This is a genomic window from Gottfriedia sp. NPDC057948, from assembly GCF_042887255.1.
In the GTDB taxonomy this organism is placed as follows: domain Bacteria; phylum Bacillota; class Bacilli; order Bacillales; family Bacillaceae_G; genus Gottfriedia.
Genome location: NZ_JBHVPN010000001.1, coordinates 40,169 through 60,211, shown reverse-complemented (window position 1 = coordinate 60,211; position 20,043 = coordinate 40,169). Strand labels below are relative to the sequence as shown.

General features: G+C 31.9%; 20 protein-coding genes. 7 read left to right on the top strand and 13 right to left on the bottom strand.

All coding sequences use genetic code 11. The features are described from left to right. Positions 1–66 precede the first annotated feature (66 nt). Positions 67–1,005: a 3'-5' exoribonuclease YhaM gene (yhaM, locus tag ACFVRR_RS00280; protein ID WP_387323484.1), complete on the bottom strand. Its 939-nt coding sequence runs from the start codon at positions 1,003–1,005 to the stop codon at positions 67–69. A gap of 337 nt (positions 1,006–1,342) precedes the next feature. Between yhaM and ACFVRR_RS00275 the strand changes: the two genes are divergently transcribed. Further along, the gene (locus ACFVRR_RS00275) at positions 1,343–1,528 is read left to right on the top strand and encodes a YhzD family protein (RefSeq protein ID WP_097973763.1); all 186 of its coding nucleotides are present in this window, start codon (positions 1,343–1,345) and stop codon (positions 1,526–1,528) included. Positions 1,529–1,702: 174 nt separating this feature from the next. Here the strand turns inward: ACFVRR_RS00275 and ACFVRR_RS00270 are convergent, their stop codons facing one another. From ACFVRR_RS00270 to ACFVRR_RS00250, 5 genes are all read right to left on the bottom strand, one after another. Continuing rightward, positions 1,703–2,248 (bottom strand): DUF1510 family protein, encoded by a 546-nt coding sequence (locus ACFVRR_RS00270; RefSeq protein ID WP_387323482.1) that lies wholly within the window; start codon positions 2,246–2,248, stop codon positions 1,703–1,705. A 370-nt stretch (positions 2,249–2,618) separates the two neighbouring features. After that, positions 2,619–3,407 (bottom strand): enoyl-CoA hydratase, encoded by a 789-nt coding sequence (locus tag ACFVRR_RS00265; RefSeq protein ID WP_387323480.1) that lies wholly within the window; start codon positions 3,405–3,407, stop codon positions 2,619–2,621. Between the two features lie 72 nt (positions 3,408–3,479). Further along, on the bottom strand, positions 3,480–4,967 hold the full coding sequence (locus tag ACFVRR_RS00260) for a coproporphyrinogen III oxidase (RefSeq protein ID WP_387323477.1): 1,488 nt from the start codon (positions 4,965–4,967) through the stop codon (positions 3,480–3,482). Between the two features lie 124 nt (positions 4,968–5,091). Continuing rightward, positions 5,092–5,961: a Cof-type HAD-IIB family hydrolase gene (locus ACFVRR_RS00255; protein WP_097973770.1), complete on the bottom strand. Its 870-nt coding sequence runs from the start codon at positions 5,959–5,961 to the stop codon at positions 5,092–5,094. A gap of 211 nt (positions 5,962–6,172) precedes the next feature. Then, positions 6,173–6,529 carry a YlbF/YmcA family competence regulator gene (locus ACFVRR_RS00250; protein WP_387323474.1) on the bottom strand — a complete coding sequence of 119 codons (357 nt, stop codon included), beginning with the start codon at positions 6,527–6,529 and terminating at the stop codon, positions 6,173–6,175. 173 nt (positions 6,530–6,702) lie between these two features. Here ACFVRR_RS00250 and ACFVRR_RS00245 point away from each other — a divergent pair, with 173 nt between their 5' ends. The 6 genes from ACFVRR_RS00245 to ACFVRR_RS00220 all read left to right on the top strand — a co-directional run bounded on the left by ACFVRR_RS00245 (position 6,703) and on the right by ACFVRR_RS00220 (position 13,666). Next, positions 6,703–7,797: a YheC/YheD family endospore coat-associated protein gene (locus ACFVRR_RS00245; protein WP_387323471.1), complete on the top strand. Its 1,095-nt coding sequence runs from the start codon at positions 6,703–6,705 to the stop codon at positions 7,795–7,797. Between the two features lie 18 nt (positions 7,798–7,815). Next, positions 7,816–8,901 (top strand): YheC/YheD family endospore coat-associated protein, encoded by a 1,086-nt coding sequence (locus ACFVRR_RS00240; protein WP_097973775.1) that lies wholly within the window; start codon positions 7,816–7,818, stop codon positions 8,899–8,901. Beyond that, positions 8,901–10,256: a YheC/YheD family endospore coat-associated protein gene (locus ACFVRR_RS00235; RefSeq protein WP_387323468.1), complete on the top strand. Its 1,356-nt coding sequence runs from the start codon at positions 8,901–8,903 to the stop codon at positions 10,254–10,256. The genes ACFVRR_RS00240 and ACFVRR_RS00235 overlap by 1 nt, the downstream gene beginning before the upstream one ends. Next, positions 10,253–11,428, top strand: a complete 1,176-nt coding sequence (locus ACFVRR_RS00230; RefSeq protein ID WP_387323465.1) for a YheC/YheD family endospore coat-associated protein — start codon at positions 10,253–10,255, stop codon at positions 11,426–11,428. Before ACFVRR_RS00235 ends, ACFVRR_RS00230 begins: the two co-directional genes overlap by 4 nt. Before the next feature lie 79 nt (positions 11,429–11,507). After that, positions 11,508–12,437 (top strand): PucR family transcriptional regulator, encoded by a 930-nt coding sequence (locus ACFVRR_RS00225; RefSeq protein WP_387323463.1) that lies wholly within the window; start codon positions 11,508–11,510, stop codon positions 12,435–12,437. Between the two features lie 131 nt (positions 12,438–12,568). Next, complete coding sequence (locus ACFVRR_RS00220) at positions 12,569–13,666, top strand: ABC transporter ATP-binding protein (RefSeq protein ID WP_387323460.1); 1,098 nt, start codon at positions 12,569–12,571, stop codon at positions 13,664–13,666. 54 nt (positions 13,667–13,720) lie between these two features. On the opposite strand, the gene ACFVRR_RS00215 is transcribed toward ACFVRR_RS00220, so the two are convergent. The 7 genes from ACFVRR_RS00215 to ACFVRR_RS00185 all read right to left on the bottom strand — a co-directional run bounded on the left by ACFVRR_RS00215 (position 13,721) and on the right by ACFVRR_RS00185 (position 19,993). Then, positions 13,721–13,972: a hypothetical protein gene (locus ACFVRR_RS00215; protein WP_387323457.1), complete on the bottom strand. Its 252-nt coding sequence runs from the start codon at positions 13,970–13,972 to the stop codon at positions 13,721–13,723. A 78-nt stretch (positions 13,973–14,050) separates the two neighbouring features. Next, positions 14,051–14,254 (bottom strand): alpha/beta-type small acid-soluble spore protein, encoded by a 204-nt coding sequence (locus ACFVRR_RS00210; RefSeq protein WP_097973784.1) that lies wholly within the window; start codon positions 14,252–14,254, stop codon positions 14,051–14,053. A gap of 190 nt (positions 14,255–14,444) precedes the next feature. Beyond that, on the bottom strand, positions 14,445–15,179 hold the full coding sequence (locus ACFVRR_RS00205) for an amino acid ABC transporter ATP-binding protein (RefSeq protein WP_387323453.1): 735 nt from the start codon (positions 15,177–15,179) through the stop codon (positions 14,445–14,447). Between the two features lie 14 nt (positions 15,180–15,193). Beyond that, the gene (locus ACFVRR_RS00200; RefSeq protein ID WP_097973787.1) at positions 15,194–15,889 is read right to left on the bottom strand and encodes an amino acid ABC transporter permease; all 696 of its coding nucleotides are present in this window, start codon (positions 15,887–15,889) and stop codon (positions 15,194–15,196) included. Next, a complete protein-coding gene (locus ACFVRR_RS00195; RefSeq protein ID WP_387324879.1) occupies positions 15,876–16,673 on the bottom strand; it encodes an amino acid ABC transporter substrate-binding protein in 798 nt (265 codons plus the stop codon). Before ACFVRR_RS00195 ends, ACFVRR_RS00200 begins: the two co-directional genes overlap by 14 nt. A gap of 716 nt (positions 16,674–17,389) precedes the next feature. Beyond that, positions 17,390–18,271 (bottom strand): hemolysin family protein, encoded by an 882-nt coding sequence (locus ACFVRR_RS00190; protein ID WP_387323450.1) that lies wholly within the window; start codon positions 18,269–18,271, stop codon positions 17,390–17,392. Between the two features lie 405 nt (positions 18,272–18,676). Beyond that, positions 18,677–19,993 (bottom strand): hemolysin family protein, encoded by a 1,317-nt coding sequence (locus ACFVRR_RS00185; RefSeq protein WP_387323447.1) that lies wholly within the window; start codon positions 19,991–19,993, stop codon positions 18,677–18,679. Positions 19,994–20,043: the final 50 nt, after the last annotated feature.

The window sequence follows — 20,043 nt, the reverse complement described above, 5'->3', positions numbered from 1 at the left end:
AAAATTGTGGGCATATTGTGGGCGAGTGATTATAAACATCAGTTTTAAACCACTCGCGCCAATAAATTAAAATTTTGGTTTGTAAAAACTACGATTTTCTAATGGGAAAATACGCTCTGTATATTCTCCTGGTTCAACTCTTTCAAGTGCGCGGTCTAACATATTCATTTTTGCATCAATATTATCAATATAATGTAAAATTTCCGCTTCTTTAATTAAAGGTAGTTTCGGACTACCGTACTCATACTTACCATGATGACTTAAAATAAGATGCTGTAGAACAGTAACCTCTTCTCCCTCAATACCTAGTTCGATTGAGGCATTTCCAATTTCAATTGCCATCAGCGAGATATGACCTAATAAATTACCTTCGACAGTATACTTTGTTGAAACTGGACCAGATAATTCTCTTACTTTACCTAAATCATGTAGTATGATTCCAGCATATAGTAAATCTTTATTGATTGAAGGATATAAATCCGCAATTGACTCACCTAATTTCAACATACAAAAAACATGGTATGCTAAACCAGAAACAAATTCATGGTGATTCTTAGTTGCCGCTGGAAAATCAAGAAAATCCTCTTGATTTTTTAATACTAGATATTCAGTAAGCTTTTTAAGTTTTTCATTGGCCATATTATTAATATATGAAGTAATTTTCTCATATAATTCTTCTTTAGAAACTGGTGCTCTTGCGAAAAAATCTTCCGGATTAACTTCGTCTGTATCTTTAGTTGGACGAATTTGGCGTAATTTAAGTTGAAGTTTTCCTCTATAATCGTGTAGCTCTCCTTCAACTTTTACAACAGTTCCTTCTACATACGCTTCTACTTGCTCTGAAGAAATATCCCAAAGCTTCGCCTCAATATCTCCACTTTGATCTTGTAAAGTTAAAGATAAGAATGTTTTTTGATTACTTGCTACACCTTTTGTAACAGCTTTGACAAATAAAAATGTTACAAAACGTTCGCCAACTTCATGATCATATACTTTTTTATCCATAAGTACCTCCATTTTGTATATGCTTCCTTAAGCTCTACTTAAGTAAATAGCTTACAATATTTTGGAAAATTAATTTCACAAAATAAAAAAAGGAAAATCAAATTATGTATTAGTCGTTTTACTTATCTATTATACGTTAAAATAGATACTTAGCCCAACAATGTTCATACAAAAAATTAAGACATAATCTAACAATTCTTAAAATCTGTTGTAACCTCCAAATGTCAAAATTTTAAATCTGAACGGAATTTTTTTATAATTCAAATTATTGCTTTACACAGCTTTTCAATCTATGCCAAAATAGTAATATCGCAACTACTTTAGGGAGGTCTAGGACATGGCAACATATCGAATTACTGCTTTTGAAAAAAGTGGCGAATCAATTGTCGATGAACAATTTGAAGCTAATTCTGACTTAGAAGCAAAAAAAATTGGTACAGAAAAACTTAATACACTCGGTGCACTTGATAAAACACACCGTTGCATTAGTCAAACTGGTAAACTACTTTTATTTCATCCATAATAAAAAAAGCTGCGACAATTTATCGCAGCTTTTTTGTTTTGATCTAAATTAAGTACCAATCAAAGTTTCAACACTTTTCAACTTCTGCTTGGCGTGGACTACCTTTTAATGAAAAAGCCGTCATGAATTTCTTAACAGCCATAGGATTACCTTTAAGTACATCCTATTTACATATTACGAAGCAGGTTCAACTTTTGTAGCTTTATAGCCAGAGCCATCCCATACGAGATATACTCGATATTTTTGCGAGCCTTTTGTCTTTGCTGATACAGTCCCGACTGAGCCACCTGGGTTGCTTTTGTCACTACCTAAAAACCATACAGTCATATTGCTTGGCTCTGTTCCAACAGCAGAAGAGATTGTCTGTAGCATTGCCTGCCAGTCTTGAGAATTTCGATCATAGCTTGTCACATGTTTCGCACCAGTTTGTGCACCCGTTTGTTCTGGTGTTTCCGGTGCCGTGCCCTCTGAATCATCATCAATTGTTTGAACCGTTGTTGATGTCTCTTTTACACCATTTTCATCATTCTTTTTGCTGTCTTTGGCTGAGGCATAGGCACTTTTATTAGATCCTGCCTTATTATCATTCTGCGAAAAAATGGAATACGAAACAAATGCTATTAGTATTAGTACGATTCCAATTGATCCAAATAAAATGAGTTTTGTTTTTTTTCTTTTCGCTCTTGACGTTGTACGTGAATTGCTTTGAATCTTTTTCAATCTAACCACTCTCCCAAAACTGAGAATGTCAACATTCTACCATGAGTGGAGAAAAACTTATAGTCTTGTATTTTAAAATTAACCATTTCGTAAAACAACTGTTAAGTTTTTTTCAATGTCAGACACAATTTAACTAACAAAGACTAGTGCATAATAGAATATAGACAATCTAATTTTTAATGATTTATACTTTTTTATATTAAATACATAAGATTACAGAAAGAAAATAGTAGTGTGATCGTAAATAGTCAATAAAATATTCTATCTACTATTTCAGGTTATTTAATTGTACTTTTGTTAATTTTATTTGTACATCTTTTCTTTTCTTCTAATCAAAAAAATCGACCGAATCCAGTCGATTTCACGATCCTTATTTACCAGTAAAAACCGGCAGTCTCTTTTGTAAAAAGGCCTGTACACCTTCTTGATGATCTGCTGTTCTTCTCATTGCACTTTGTCCTTCTTTTTCATATAAAAGTACATTTTTTAAGGACTCTACGTTACTGTTACTGTAGATTTGTTTCGTTTGGATCATCGCACTTACAGGTTTTTGAAGAATAGACTTCACGCGTTCATTAATTTTTTGTTCAAAGTCCCCACTGATGACTTCATCAATTAAACCGATTTCTAGCGCTTGCGTTGCATTTAGTTTTTTACCTTCCCAGATTAGTTGTTTAGCTTTTGTTTCCCCTAGCCTTTTTTCTAAGAAGTAATGTGCACCACCATCAGGAATTAAGCCAATTCCGATAAAGTTCATTGCTAATACACCTGATTCATGAGCAAGAACGAAATCACTAGCAAGAGCAAAACTTAGTCCAATTCCAGCAGCTGGCCCATGAATCGCACTAATAACGATTTTAGGTAAAGTATATAATTTAACTGCTACATCTGTAATTAAATCCATTACTGGACCAAAAGCAGACTCATCTGTGTTACTTAGCATTGATTTTAAATCTCCACCTGAAGAGAAACCTTTGCCATTTCCACATAGAACGACTACATCAACGTCTGAGCTAGTAATTTCATCCAGTACATCTCGAAATTGTCTGAATGTATCTTCATTCATTGCATTCAATACTTCAGGTCGATTAAATACAACAGTGGCAACTCGTCCCTCTTTTTTTAATAAAACATGTTCTGCCGTGTTTGAAATAGACATAAAAAAATCCCCCTTGTTTTAATGGTTAATTTATACATTAAACATCGCAAGGGGAATTTCCTTTATTTTTCATTAATTTGATTGATTACTTTTCGAAAATAACTCATCTAAAATCTTAATTTTTGCATTTGTATAATGCTCATAACCTTCATTATATGATTTAGGATCTTTTGCATTAGCAAAACGAGTTATTTGACGAGTTTCTGGATTTACGAACTTACTAGATGCACCACAACCTAAACCAATAATTGTTTGTTCTTCTTCCATAATTAATATATTATACAAACTTTCTTGACCATCAACAGAGTAACCAATGTTCTCAAGATTACCTAATATATTTTTTTGACGATATAAATAGTATGGATGATAGTTATGATTTTTTGTCCATACGGTTGCTTCATTCATCATTTGCTGCACTTCATCTCGATCTGCAACTTTATATTTTTGTTTGTTTTGCGTCATTTCTGAGGCTCTTTTAAATGAAAGTGTATGAACAGTCAATGATTCAGGCATTAACTTTTCAGTTTCATCTAATGTATATTGAAATTCTTTTAAACCTTCTCCAGGTAAACCAATAATCAAATCCATATTTATATTGTTCATACCCATTTCACGGGCTAGATGGTACTTTGTTATTGTTTCATCCACAGTGTGATGTCTACCAATCGCTTTTAACGTTTCTTGAATATAGGATTGTGGATTAATACTAATTCGATCAATATTCCATTTATTTAAAACATCTAATTTTTCGGGTGTAATTGTATCAGGTCTACCAGCCTCTACCGTAATTTCACGAACCTGCTTCATATTTGGAAATGATTCGTGCATCTTAGCATATAGTAAGTCCATTTCTTCTGCTGTAATACTAGTAGGTGTCCCTCCACCATAATAAATCGTCGTAATGTTAATGCCACGTTGCTTTAGAAATTCGCCGATTTTTTCCATTTCGAAATGTAATCCATATAAGAATGAATCAACTGCACCTTGTTTCCCTTGAATAGCATAAGCTGGGAATGTACAATAAGCACACTTAGTAGGGCAATATGGGATACCAATATAAAGACTAACTTCATTTTGCAAGTTATATAAATCTGGTATTACTTTTAACTGACGATCGACGATTGATTGCATTAATTCAATTTTTTCGTCATGGATTAAATAGTCATTTCGTAGCTCTTCATGCGCCATATCCTTTGACATACCAGATTTAAGTTTTGAATGAAGGAGCTTAGTTGGTCGTATTCCAGTTAAGATTCCCCACTTTTGCTGAATTCCGGTATGCTCTTGTAGTAATGATAAAAAGACAAAATTAACTGCTTTCTTTTTAAATTTAAATGATTCTCGATCATCTTTACCATCTACATAGCTTGTAGTTGCTTCGAAATTCGTACCTAGCTTACCGGTTACTTGTTTATTAACTTCATCTAGAACAAGACTTACTTGAATATCTGCATCTATTTTTTCTAACGATACATCACAGTCTTCAAAAAATAGTTGAGCTAATAGCTCTAACGGTCTTTGAAAACGAATATCCTCTAAACCTTTAATATATATTTTCATTTTATTATCACCTTTTTAAGTTATCACTTAAGTATAAAATTAAAGAGTAACGAGGTCAATTATTTAAAATTCACTGAAAAAGCCTGGTTTTCGAAGAGGATTCTCTTGAAAACCAGACTTTTATTTATTTTTCGATTTTTAAATGTGTTTTTAAGAATGGCAGTGGGAATTGTTTCCTGAAATGCTCCTTGATCATATAAGGAACACCATTTTGATCATTTGATCTTGTAATCCAGTCAGCAACTTTTTTAATCTCTACAGGAGCATTTGACATAGCAACTCCTAAACCTGCATGCTCGATTAATGGTAAATCACTATAATTATCTCCGATTACAACCATTTCGTGATAAGAAATTCCTAAATGTTCACCTAATCGTTTTAATCCTGAATATTTTGAAATTCCTTTTCGGACGATTTCAATTTTACGATCTTCATCACATAAGCAATCAAGATGTGGATACTTTGCATTCAATTCTTTTTTCACGTTATTTTTCTCTACTTCATCAGAGAAATAACATTCGATTTTTAACGGTGATATTGAATTTTCCAGAATGCTATCTGAAAGTGATTCAACAAATTGGATTGGATAAAAGACAGGATCAGCATTTGATAAAACTGCTTTTGCCACTAAATTAGATTGTAATTTTTTTCGATTTCCAATTGAAAAATGTTCATGTGACAACCGAATATTACAATCATATTTTTCTAGTTTTTTAACGATGTCATAAGCTTCTTCCTCTTCAATTCTCTTTTCAAATAATGGTTCATCAAGCTTTGAAGAGATAAAGGCACCTGAGTGAGAGACCAAAAGGTTATTAACCTTAAGAGCTTTTGCGATTTTTTTTGTAGCTTGAAAATTTCTACTTGTATATAAGGTTACATAAATCCCTTTGTCTTGAACGTATTCAACAGCTTCTTTCGATTCTTTTGAGAGTTTTCCATTGGATTGCAATAAAGTACCATCTATATTAATTGCAAGTAACTTATAAATCACTTAATCTCCCCCATTTCGCGAAGAAATACCTTACTAGAATATATGACATGCTTCATTTAATTAGAACTTTATAGGCTGTTATTATATCCATTCTTATACTAAAAAAGACTCCATTTCAATGAAGTCTCTCTTATGTGCTAGGAAAAATTTAAAGAAAGGCAGGAAAAAGTAAAAGAATGAATAATCCTCTTCTTATCCTGCCTTTTAAATATTAAAGTTCAAGTAAAGCTTTATAAAATTCTTCTAATGGACTCATGACAATTTTATTTACATCTTGGATGACTATATTTAGTCTTTGTTCCACTTGCATTAAGTTTGCAATTAAAGGATTTTGAGACACTCTTGCAACAATTTCTTGTCCTTTTGCATTTTCTTCAGGTGTAACTGCTTCACCTTGATACATTTTTTGTTGCATCGCTTTTTGGAAGTTTTGAAATTCCATAAATAATGGTTTTGCATTTGGATCAGCTAATACTTGTGAGTAAAGTGATTGTAAGTTTTTAAATTCTGGTTGCTCCTTAAAAGCGTTTTGTAGTGAGTATGCAATATCATAAATATTTACAGCCATGTTACTACCTCCTATAAACTTTTGTATCTCCACTATAGCAAACATTCTATTATATGTCAGTCTTTCTAAAACAAATCAAACTTTCTTCCCTAAAAATTTCCTAAATACATTCACCAACTAGGCGAATATCACATAGTATACAACGACAATTATTTTGGAAAGGAGGAGAATCATTGCAATCTTTTCCTAAAAATCAAGAAACCCAATCTTTTGTTGTAGTAACTGATTCGATCAATGAGGAGTCATTAAATCCGCTCGGTTCAATAACAACACTTTGTGAGGAACTATCAGAGTTATGCGGAGACTCTGATATTGATTTCTATGTAACGACATTAAAAAAGCTACTAACGAATGAATTAACAGGATATAAGCGTTCAGAAAATGGCTGGACTTTAATGAATGTACCTGCCCCTTCCATCATTCATAATCGAATTCATTCGAGAAGACTAGAACGAACGAAAGAGTTTAAATTACTTAATTCTTTGCTAACAAGTCAACAAATACCTTTTTTTAATGCTCGCTTCTTAAATAAGCTTGAAGTTTTTAAAGCTCTGATTGATACAGCCTATATAAAGCCTTACGTTCCATACACTGAGGAATGCTGCTCAGTCGAACAATTAGAGAATTTTATTCAAAAATATGAAACGGTTTTTATTAAACCCATTCACGGTAGCCAAGGAAGAAACATTTTTAAGGTTACAAGAGATAAAGATTTGTATCGTTTAAAAAATAGCCAAAATTCCGAAGTAGAAGTTGAATATAAATCAATTTCTCAACTATTTAACCCAATTAAACAGCAATTAAGTAAGCGGACTTTTATCATCCAAGAAGGCTTACCTTTAATCAGTAAGGATGATCGACTTGTTGATTTTAGATTTTTATGTCATAAAAATAAATTTAATAAATGGGAAGTAACTTCAACTGTAGCAAGAATTGGTCACCCTACGCAGTTTGTAAGCAATTTGGCCCGCGGGGGAGACCTTCAAAAAATTGATGAATTTTTAAGTCAATATTTACCAAAGAAAGAGCGAATTCACTTTAAAAAGTTATTGGTTGAGTTAGCCATCGAATGCTGTATATGTATAGACTCCTCCTTTGATGGATTATTCGCAGAGTTTGGTGTGGATCTCGCTATAGACAATGAATTTAACCCTTGGGTTATCGAAATAAATTCAAAGCCTTCAAAGGATTTACATGTTTCAGACCCAATTCAAAAAATTAGACCTTCAACAAAAGCTATTTTTTCTCTTGTTCAATCATATTTATAAGTACAAGGAGTGAAAAGAATGAGAATAGGTTATTTATCTCTTAAAGAAAGACAAGAAGGTGAATACGTTCAGCATATGGCAAAAGAAGCAAGTAAACTTGGTTACGAATTCGTTCAATTTACCCCTTTTAATATTCAACCAGCTACTGAAGAAATTATGGGATGGAAGTATATAGCAGAAACAGAACAATGGGAGAAAACAACATTTGAAATACCGAATTATATTTATGATCGTTGCTTCTATTCCCCAAGCATTAAAAGTAAGCAAGCAAAGCCTATCGTTGACTGGCTAAAAAAACGTAAAGACATCACTTTTTTAGGATATGGACTGCCAGGAAAATGGGAAACTTATCAAGCTCTTGCAACTGATGAAAGTTTAAATCCATATATCCCTAAAACAAAGAAACTATTACACTTAGCTGTATTTTTTGAAGAACTTAGAAAAACGCGCAAGCTCGTCATTAAACCAATCCATGGTTCAAGAGGAATCAATATTTATTTTATTACGTTAAGTGCCTATTCAATTAGTGTTTCAACACAAAAACAAAAGGAAGTAATTGAGACTGTTTACGAAACGCGCGATGAATTTTTTGAGTGGCTACAACCGATTGTTGAATCAAAAGGATATGTTTATCAAAATTATCTAGACCTCCAAACAAAATCACGTGAAGCATTTGATTTAAGGATCCTTTTACAAAAAAATGAAAAAGGTGAATGGCAAGCAGTTGGAAAAGGTGTTCGCATCGGTCAGCCTAATTCAATTGTTGCAAATTTAAGTGCGGGAAGTAATGCAGTTCCATTTGAAGAATGGATTACTCAATTTAATCAAAGAACTGCTTTAATATTACAGCAAGATATTGAGACAATTTGCAAACAATTACCAGTCACTCTTGAAAAGAATTTTCTTCCTTTATTTGAAATTGGTTTAGATTTAGGCATCGATTCAAATCAAGCCATCTGGATTTTAGATGTTAATTCAAAGCCTGGAAGAAAAGTTCTACTGCAAACCGACCCTTCTATTCAACAAAAGCTTTACTCAGCACCAATTCAATATTGCTTACATTTACAATCGAAATCTAAAAGTGAAAGAAGTGAAATTAAATAATGAATGAAGTTTATAAAATCGTTACTCATCGACAGAGTAAGAATCTAGTATGTATACCTGAAGAGCTTACTACTTCTAGAAATATTGAATATATTGCTTTTGGTCAAAAAAAATACCCTTGTCAACTAGTTACGATGAATACACTTCACAATATTATTTCGATCTCAGAGCATTTAGTCGAAATGCTCTGTATACCTTTTGAAGGTTCTATTGAGCCAATTATTATCGGAAATACTTTACAGCTTGGGCCACTAGTCGGAATTTTCACCGCCGGCTTTACTGAGTCACTTCTTCGCCCTATCGGTGATCGTAGCTTTATGTTTGCAAACTTAATTGCAGAAAATAATCACAAAAATAGCTTCATATTTGTATTTGGTACTCATGGAATTGATTGGGAATCAGAAACCATTCAAGGTTATTTCTTTACGAATAAAAGATGGACCAAAGAAGTCGTTCCTTTTCCAACAGTTATATATAATAGGTTACCTAATCGAAAAGTTGAGGTTCATAAATCAATAAAACGCGTACGTCAAAAACTAGAAAAAGATTACAAAATCCCATGGTTTAATCCTGGATTCTTCAATAAATGGGACTTATATGTAAAATTGAAAAATGAAGAATCAGTTGCACATTATCTCCCGAAAACAGTAAAGTTCCATAATTTTGACACGATTGAAGAATTATTATCGCACTACCAATTTGTATATGTAAAACCCGAAAATGGTAGCCTCGGTTCAAAAGTTATTTTAATTCGATACCACCGAGAAGAAGGAATTTATTATTGTAGATATCGTGATTTTGAAACAAATAAACTTCAAAAATTCTCATCACTCCAATCTTTAATTAATCATGTATTTCGTAGCAACAAGTTACACGACTTCATTGTACAACAAGGTATTTCACTAGTTCGTTACGAGCATCAGCCTGTCGATTTCCGAGTTCATACAAACAAGGATGCTTTAGGAAAATGGCATGTAACGGTTATTGCCGCAAAAGTAGCTGGAAAAGGTAGCACAACTACCCACTTAAATAATGGTGGTCGAGTGAAAACTCTTGAAGAATTATTTGATCAGGAAAAAGCGAAAAGAATTCATGATAAGTTATCTACAGCAGCATTAAAAATTAGTGAATCTTTAGATCGTCAAGTAGATGGTCATATCGGAGAAATTGGATTTGATATAGGTGTTGATAAGGATGAAAAAATTTGGCTTTTCGAAGCGAATTCTAAACCTGGAAGATCAATCTTTTCAAATCCTAGTTTCCAAGAAAATGACAAACAGATTAAAAAACTATTTTTGGAATATGCTACTCACCTTTCCAAAAAAGGTAATGAACTCGAGGTTTCAATGAAATGATCTCAGTTTTTTATCATCTTGATAAAAATACTTGGTCGCATGACCATAGTGAATCAAGATATTCCATAGGCCATAATCGGCTTACTATATTACCATCCCACGACGATCGTTCAAATTCCATACAATTTCAGGTAAAAAAAACCGGAACACATTTAGGCCCTATTATCGGTATTTTAACAAACGAAGATCGGCTACCTTTTAGTGGAAATATTAAAACCTTTAAAAGAATTTGTAAGAAGGTATTAACTGAAGGCGGTATACCTATCATAATAACCCCTACCGCCCTCTCTGGTAATTCGGTTACATGTTATACGTTTTGTTTTAAAACAAAAAAATGGCTTAAACTATTTTCCCCTTTACCAGACGTAATATATAATCGCATCCCATCTGTACAGTACGAATCAAACGATGATTATAAAAATTTCCGAGAAAAAATCTCAGAACTAAACATTCCTTTTTTTAATGAATCATATCTCTCAAAAATACAAACGTCATCAATATTATCTTCAAACGACTTTTTAAAAAGTTATATACCAAAGACAATCAATTTAACTAGCGAAAAAGATTTATATTTCTATTTAAAAAAATGGAAATTTCTATATATAAAGAAACATAATTCTTCAAAGGGATTTGGCGTGTTTAAGCTCTCCTTAAAAAGTGACAAAGAAGTCATAATCCGTAATGCATTTCATGTAGAATTGGTGAAATCAATTAGTGATTGTTGGAAATTTCTAAGTTCATTAAGCGAGGACTTTATTTGTCAACAAGGGATCGTGAGCGAATTACCTGATGGAAGAAAGTTTGATCTACGAATTCTTGCACATAAAAATGAAAATAATTATATTCTTTCCGGTATCGGTGTAAGAGTAGGAACATTTAATGCTATTACAACTCATGTACCTAGAGGTGGTAGCATTATTACAATTGAAGAACTACCGATTGAATTAAATTTTTCATTATTAAAAGAAATAGTCAAACAAACAGGAATTGCATTAAATATGGAAGATGCACATTTTTATGAATTCTCAATGGATATCGGAATTCAAAACAATCATTACTATATTTTTGAAATTAACTCAAAACCAATGGTCTTTGACGAAATTGCAATCAAAGAACAAGGACTTGAAAACTTAATTCGACTATTTTATGAACTTTCGAATTTTAGACAGTAGTTACTCGGCTACTGTTCTTTTTTATTTTATATATCAATGATAAACTAATATGAAATAATGCGTCGGAAGGTAATGAATAATGAATATGATTGATAAAATTAAGACATTATTTGGGAGTGTGTCTGTTTCAGTCACGCCCGATGTGAGTACATATATGGATTATTCTTGGTTTTCTACTGAGAATCAAGAAATTTTCGGGATTAAAAAAAATTCAATATCAGAAGAACAAAATAACCTACTGGAATGTCTTTTTACAAAATTAGATTCAGATGAAATTTTGTTGCCATCTGCACAAAGCGAATGGTTTCAATATTTATTTTTAAGTAAAGGACATAATCCTTTCTCGTTCGAAACCGAGGTTTCTCTCCCTACTTCAATTCGTTTTATTCATTTTTATAGCAATCAGTTATTCTCTAATAAAAATGAGTTTGAAGAAGCAATCAATGCATTCTTTCATAAAGAAGTAATAGTGGTATGGAATTCTGCTAAGGAAGGCGTCATTATTGAAAAAATAATCGATCAGCCTTTTAACAAAGAATTTTTAGAGCATATGCAAGAAATCATTGCAGCTGACTTGTACCATGATGTTACTTTTTTTGTAGGAAAACGCTATTCACCATTAGCAAATCTTAGTCTTTATTTTGATATAGAACATCAATGTTTTAAAAAAGCATTATCCGTAAAAAAACAAAAAAGTATACTTTGGTTTTCAAAAGAAATGCTTTATTATATCCTTTCCTTTTTACCTGATGATTTACAAAAGGAATTACCTAATTTATTTTTGAATGATATGAAAATTGATGACCCTATTCTTTCAACGGTAAAAATCTTTCTTCAACAAAATTTAAATGTTACAGCTACCTCAAAAAAAGCTTTTCTACATCGAAATACTGTTCAATATCGTCTTGATAAGTTTTCGGAACAAACTGGTATAGATTTAAAGCATTTTGAGGATGGACTAGTTATATTTTTAGCAATTCATCTACTTGAGATCGTGAATAAAAATTAATTAAAGCCTATTTTGTGCACCTTGTACAAAGTAGGCTATTTTTTTTGTGAACCTTTGACATTGTTTTAAAACGTTTAAATGTTTACAATTTAATCAATGAAACCGATTACAAATAGTTGGAGGTAATACTAATGGCAGAATTAAAATTAGATCACATTTATAAAATTTATGATAATAACGTAACAGCTGTAAAAGATTTTAATCTTCACATTGAAGACAAAGAATTTATCGTATTCGTTGGTCCTTCTGGATGCGGTAAATCAACAACACTTCGAATGATTGCTGGCTTAGAGGATATTTCAAAAGGTGACTTCTTTATTGACGGAAAGCGTGTAAATGATGTTCAACCAAAAGATCGTGACATCGCAATGGTATTCCAAAACTACGCACTATACCCACATATGACTGTATATGATAACATGGCTTTCGGATTAAAATTACGTAAGTTTGACAAAGCAGAAATTGATCGTCGTGTAAAAGATGCTGCACGTATTTTAGGTCTTGAGGAATATTTAAACCGTAAACCAAAAGCTTTATCTGGTGGACAACGTCAACGTGTAGCTCTTGGTCGTGCAATTGTACGTGATGCAAAAGTATTCTTAATGGATGAGCCATTATCAAACTTAGATGCAAAATTGCGTGTTGCAATGCGTTCTGAGATTTCAAAATTACATCAACGTCTTCAAACGACAACTATTTATGTAACACACGATCAAACAGAAGCAATGACAATGGCTACACGTTTAGTAGTCATGAAAGATGGTATTATTCAACAAGTAGGTACACCAAAGGAAGTTTATGATCGCCCAGAAAACGTATTCGTTGGTGGATTTATTGGTTCACCTGCAATGAACTTTGTTTCTGGTAAGGTTGAAGATGGTCATTTTAACTTTGGCAGCAAAAAAGTTGCTATACCTGAAGGAAAAATGAAAACATTACGAGATAATGGATATGTTGGAAAAGAAGTTATTTTAGGTGTACGTCCTGAAGATTTACATGACGAACCAGTATTTATCGAAGCATCTCAAGGTACAGTTCTTGATTTAAAAATTGAAGTAGCTGAGCTTTTAGGAGCAGAATCAATGCTTTATACTAACTTTGAAGGTAATACATTAGTAGCACGATTAGATGCACGTTCAACATTTACACATGGTCAAGTAATTAAATTAGCAGTAGATATGAACAAAGTTCATTTCTTTGATAAAGAAACAGAATCTCGTATTCGATAATTCTATAATGAATTAAACATAAAATAACGCGGTACCATTTTAATTGGTACTGCGTTATTTTATTTTCTCAATAATTTTAAGATAACCTTCGTTACAATCCGGACAATTAAACATATGTGTACAATACTGATTTGAATTATGCTCAGTTAATCCGTCAGCTTTTGCTGAAATGTCATAATCTAAATATGGACTATATTTATCTTCGTAATCAACAGCTCTGCCTTTATCTTCACAATGATTTTCACAAATAGGACATTTTAGTTTATAATGCTCAATTCCATTGCACAGTGGACAAATACCATCCATAAAAATCTCACTCCAATTTCATTTATCTTCATTAAGAAAGGATGGAGATTAATCTCCATCCCTTATTAGCCATAGTTATTATTTTGTATAACCACCTAAGCTTTGTTCAGCCATTTGAACTAAACGTTTAGTAATCTCACCACCTACAGAACCGTTAGCACGAGCTGTAGTATCAGGACCTAAGTTTACTCCAAACTCAGAAGCGATTTCATACTTCATTGCATCTAATGCTGATTGAGCACCAGCTACTACTAAGTTGTTGCTGCTATTGTTGTTTGCCATGTTGTCTCACCTCCTTAAGTAGTGTAATGATAGTATGACTCTAATCGATTAACATATGTATGTTTAGCTAATGTAAATTTTGGAAAAAACATTTTAATTTGATTTTCCGAACTTTTCACATAAAAAAAGCACTAGATCAAGATCTAGTACTAGTTTTCTACACAACTTTATAAAATATTTTAACTTAAAATTACTGTATTAATTGTAAAAATTGTTTAGTTCTTGCATGTTTAGGATGCTCTAAAACATCACTAGGATGACCTTGTTCAACAATATAACCACCGTCCATAAAAATGACTTCATCCGCTACATCTCGAGCAAATTTCATTTCATGTGTAACGACAATCATTGTCATTCCCTCTTCTGCTAACTCCTTCATTACCTTTAGAACTTCTTGTACAAGCTCTGGATCTAATGCTGAAGTTGGTTCATCAAATAAAATGACTGTTGGTTCTAAGGCTAACGCTCTAGCAATCCCCACACGCTGTTGCTGACCACCTGAAAGTTGATGTGGTAATAAATTTATTTTCTCTTCTAATCCTACTTTTGTAAGTAGATCAATTGCTTTTTGTTTCGCAACATCTTTTTTTATTTTTTGTACAGTTACTAAACCTTCCATTACATTTTCTAACGCTGTTAAGTGAGGAAATAAATGGTGTTGTTGAAAAACCATACCTGTTTTACTTCTTAAAGAAATAATTTCTTTTTTCGTAACTTTATTAGAAAAATCTAATGTCTGTTCATCAATTGTTATCTTACCATCTGTTGGATGCTCCAAAACATTAATACATCTTAAAAATGTAGTTTTCCCAGAACCAGAAGGGCCGATAATAGCAGTAACAGTACCTTTTTCTACATTTAAGCTAACATCTTTTAATACTTCTAATTCACCAAAACTTTTTTTAATATTTTCTAATTTTATCATATGTTCTTCCTCCATTACTTAGCAACATAACGTTCAACTCGAGCTTCTAATCGACCTTGAATGACTGAAAGGAAGAAGCAAATTATCCAATAGATGAATGCAGCCTCTATATAAACAACTAAAAATTTATAATTCGTTGCAGCTATTTCCTGAGCTGTTCTAAACATTTCAGTTACTAAAATTAATGAAGCCAAAGAAGTGTCTTTTACTAAACTAATAAAAGTATTTGATAACGGCGGTAAAGAAACTCTAGCCGCTTGAGGAATAATAATTCGTTTTAATGTTTGATTATATGTCATGCCGATTGAATAAGCAGCTTCCCATTGGCCCTTATCAATCGACTGGATTGATCCTCTAATAATTTCTGATGCGTAAGCACCAACACTTAATGAAAAACCAATAATAGCAGAAATATAAGGTGATATTGTTACATGTATTGAAGGTAAACCATAAAAAATAATAAATAATTGTACTAAAAGAGGTGTCCCTCTAATGATTGAAACATAAAATTTTGCTATTCCATTTAAGAATTTATTACCTGACAGACGGAAAAGTGCGGTAATAAATGCTAATACAATACCTACTACAAATGTAATAATTGTTAATGGAATAGTACCTATTAAAGCAGTTTTAACCATTGGAAGGAAAGAATCCTTCGCAATGGTTAAATTGTCACTCCACTCTGGGCTGAGTATATTATTTAAGTCCATCTTTACCGAACCATTTTTGTACTATTTCATCATACTTCCCGTCTTTTTTCATATCTGCAAGTGCTTTGTTCACTGCTTTTACTAATGAATCATCATCTTTACGGAACATAAATCCACTGTTAGAAGCATCATTTTCTAAAGCTGCAATTTTAACTTTATTGTCGCCAGTTTCATTTAAATAGTTTTGAATTGATAATTTATCGTTGATTGTAACATCAGCACGGCCAGTTTCAATTAATTGAATTGCTTGGCTAAAACCTTCTACCCCAATTAATTTAGCTCCATATTTCTTAGCTAAGTCACCATAATTACTTGTTAAAGATTGAGCAGCATTTAAGCCTTTAATTCCATCAAAGGAGTTAACTTTTGAATCAGATTTTACAACTAATGCACCTGATGAAGTGATATATGGATCAGAGAAATAATATTTTTTCTCACGATCTGGTCTAATACCGACTTCATTTGCAATGATGTCAAAACGTTTTGCATCTAAACCTGCAAACATTGCATCCCATTGAGTTTCAAAATATTTTGGTTTTACTCCTAAACGTTTTGCAACTTCATTTGCTAAATCAACATCAAAACCTGTTAATTTACCAGATTTATCATGGAACGTGAAAGGTGCATATGTACCTTCAGTACCAATATTTAACTCTCCGCTATCCTTCACTTGAGTTAATAAATCTTTTCCTTTTGCAGTTTCTTCTTTTTTATTTGTATTGCAGCCTGCCATAACACCTGCTGCTAAAAATAACGAACCTAATGTTAAACCAATTTTCTTAATATTCATTTTATAATCTCCCTTAACCTTATCGGAATTGTTTGTTTTGAATTGTGTGTCTTAAATATATTGCATGTATTAAAAAATTACAACAAAAAAATCTTATATTTTTATTATTTTTCTTTTTGTCTTTTTAATTCTATTTTTATGATATAAAAAGAAATTTGGAAAAATCGGGCGTCTAAGTAAATAACAATTTACAAATAACCTAAATTTGCCAAAACAAAAAAATAAAAAACGATGTCAATAAAGTGTAATGTCATGTTGTTTTCCACTACGGGATGCTTACTTTCCGTGTGGCGGAATTCTTAAGCCTCCTCGTCACGTTCGTTCCTGTGGGATCCCAGCCTTCCCTCTAGGCCTTTTGGAAATTGATTCAAATAAACTTTTTCAATTAAATAACTATAAAAACAAAAGTTTTTGCTTCTTTTCGCGGTTTTACTTCCTTATGACCCCCTCATGAGGAACCATTTTACTTCTTTTCGCCTTTTTACTTCTTTTCGTCTTTTTACTTCCTCATGAACCTCTCATGAGGAACCTAACATCATCTTTTTGCTGATATTTTTACTACTTAAAATTAGATTCCAAAGAATAATAATTACCAAGATGTTTTTCATAGGTAAATACGTTGTATCAGGTTAAATAAATCTGGAACCCCCTTTTAGGTTCAAACTGCTTGATCAAGTTGAATTAAGTCCCAAACATAAAAAACTCGGCTCCTAAGAACCGAGTTTACTTTGTAAATTTTGTTGATTTATTTTTACAATTACACTTTGGATTCTTCTATTTTGAACTTCTTTAATTATGAAGGTTAAATTTTTATATTGAAGTAATTCTCCATTTTTTGGTATATGTTTAAAACTTTCAAATAACCATCCACCTAATGTTAAATATCTACTACTAGGCTTTTTTATGTTAAATCGATTAAAAAAACTCGATAAGTCAATCGCGGCTTGGAATTGGTACTCATTCTCATTTATTTGGAAAAAATCATCCTCTTGCTCGTCAAATTCATCTCTAATTTCGCCAACGAGTTCTTCTATTATGTCTTCAAGCGTAACGATACCGGAAGTTCCTCCAAATTCATCCATAACAATTGCTAGATGTGCATTTTGTTTTTGAAGCATTTTTAGCACTGTAGAAATTTTCATGGTTTCCATTACAAAAATCGGCTCTCTAATCAGTTCATGAATATTAACTGTTTGTTTTTGTATTAGTTGGGTTAAAAATTCCCTTTCAGAAATCACACCAATTATATGATCAATATCCTGCTCATAAACTGGGATTCTAGAATACCGTTCTTGTAAAAATAAATTACATATATATTCCACAGATTCATTTATATCAATCGCTACCACATTTGTTCGGGGTGTTAAAATGTCATTTACTTTTTTTTCTTTAAAAGTGATTGTTCTTAAAAATAATTCATCTTCGTACAAGTTAAATTGTTCATCTTCAACAACATCAAATAAATAATTATGAGTTAAAAGATATTTTTCTTTTGACTCTACATTTTTTCGATCATAAGATTCCTTTAAAAAAAGTCGGTTAATAAAGTTTAAAAAATTTTTTATACCATTACCCGAGGGAGCATCTGACAAGCACTTCACACCCTTATAACAAATTTTTAATTTATTAACTATCGACAATCCTTTACAAATATTTAATTTATATGTATTCAATAAAGGTAAAATTATGCAAAAAAAAGCCTCTTACTTTAGAAAAATAGAGGGGGGAAAAATGAGGTATTGCACGAAACGATTAAAAAATAAGCTGATTGAAATAGTTAATAAAATAACTAGTAGAAGAATTAGAACTTCTGCTCAAATCAACCTTACAACCTTATTTTATAATAATATGAATTGAATTGGAGTTGTAAGTTGTTAACTTTTTGTGAATTATTGTACAAAGTATAACACTATAAGGTGTTAGTATTAATTTGTTTAAGAATCAAAAAAAGAAGGTATAAAGACTTATGCCTTTATCCTTCTTTTTCATTTTTATCTTTATGATTTTACTGCCTGAATAAACTCATTTTTTTTTATTTCAACTAATTTAACTTGGTGTGAATCTAATTCAACAACTTTGAATTCAAAGTCCTCAAATATGACAGATTCACCCTGCTTTATGTCGTGATTTTGAGTTAAAATCCACCCACCAATTGTATCAACATCGTCTTCCACAACATATAGACCAAATAAGTCATTAATTTCAGTAATTAATACTTTTCCGTCTACAATCTTATGTGATTCTGAAATATGTTGAACAGCTGGTTTTTCATCGTCATCATATTCGTCACGTATTTCCCCAACAATCTCCTCAAGAATATCTTCCATTGTTAATAATCCCGCTGTTCCACCATATTCATCATACAGAATTGCAAGTGGAATACGTTTCTTTTGCATTAACAATAATAAATCATGGATGGCGATTGTTTCAATTACCTGAATAACTGGGCGAGTAAAGTTTGCGAAATCGTATGTTTTTTCAACTTTTCCATCAAGATAACGAATAAAAAAGTCTTTTACATTTACCATACCTAAAATATCATCTTTATCTTCCCCAAAAACTGGGTAACGTGTATATTTTTCATTTTTAATTATTTCAATTTGTTCTTCAACTGGGTCTTCTGCATATAAACCGATAATTTCAGTACGAGGGACCATAATTTCTTTTGCAAGTCGGTTATCGAATTCAAAAATATTATTTAAATATTTATATTCAGCCTGATTAATTTCTCCGCTTTCAAAGCTTTCTGATAAAATAATTCTCAATTCTTCCTCAGTATGAACTTCTTCTGATTCAGATGCTGGCTTAACTCCAAATAATCCTGTAAAAAATCTTGCAGAACTATTTAATGCCCAAATAAATGGATAAGCTATTTTATAGAAAACAATAAGTGGAGTAGCAAGTATTAGTGTGATCGATTCAGCTTTTTGAATAGCAACCGTTTTAGGTGCTAGCTCACCAATTACAACGTGAATAAATGTCATAACTGAGAAAGCTAAAATAAACGAAATAGTTTTAGCGATTGTTCCGTTTAATCCAAGAAATTCTACGACTGGGTGTATAAGATGCTCAAATGTTGGCTCACCTAAAAAACCTAATCCTAAAGCTGTAACCGTAATACCTAATTGACAAGCTGATAAATATTCATCCAAACTCGTCGTAACCTTTTTAGCAGCTACTGCACCTCGCTTTTTTTCGGCTAATAGTTGATCAATTCTACTTGATCTAACTTTCACTATAGCAAATTCTGCTGCTACGAAAAAAGCTGTAAGTGCGATTAAAACTGCAATCATAAACAAGTTAACTATGTCCAATGACGAACTCGAGTATATTACTCGAGTATTCACCTCCTGAGAATTTCAAT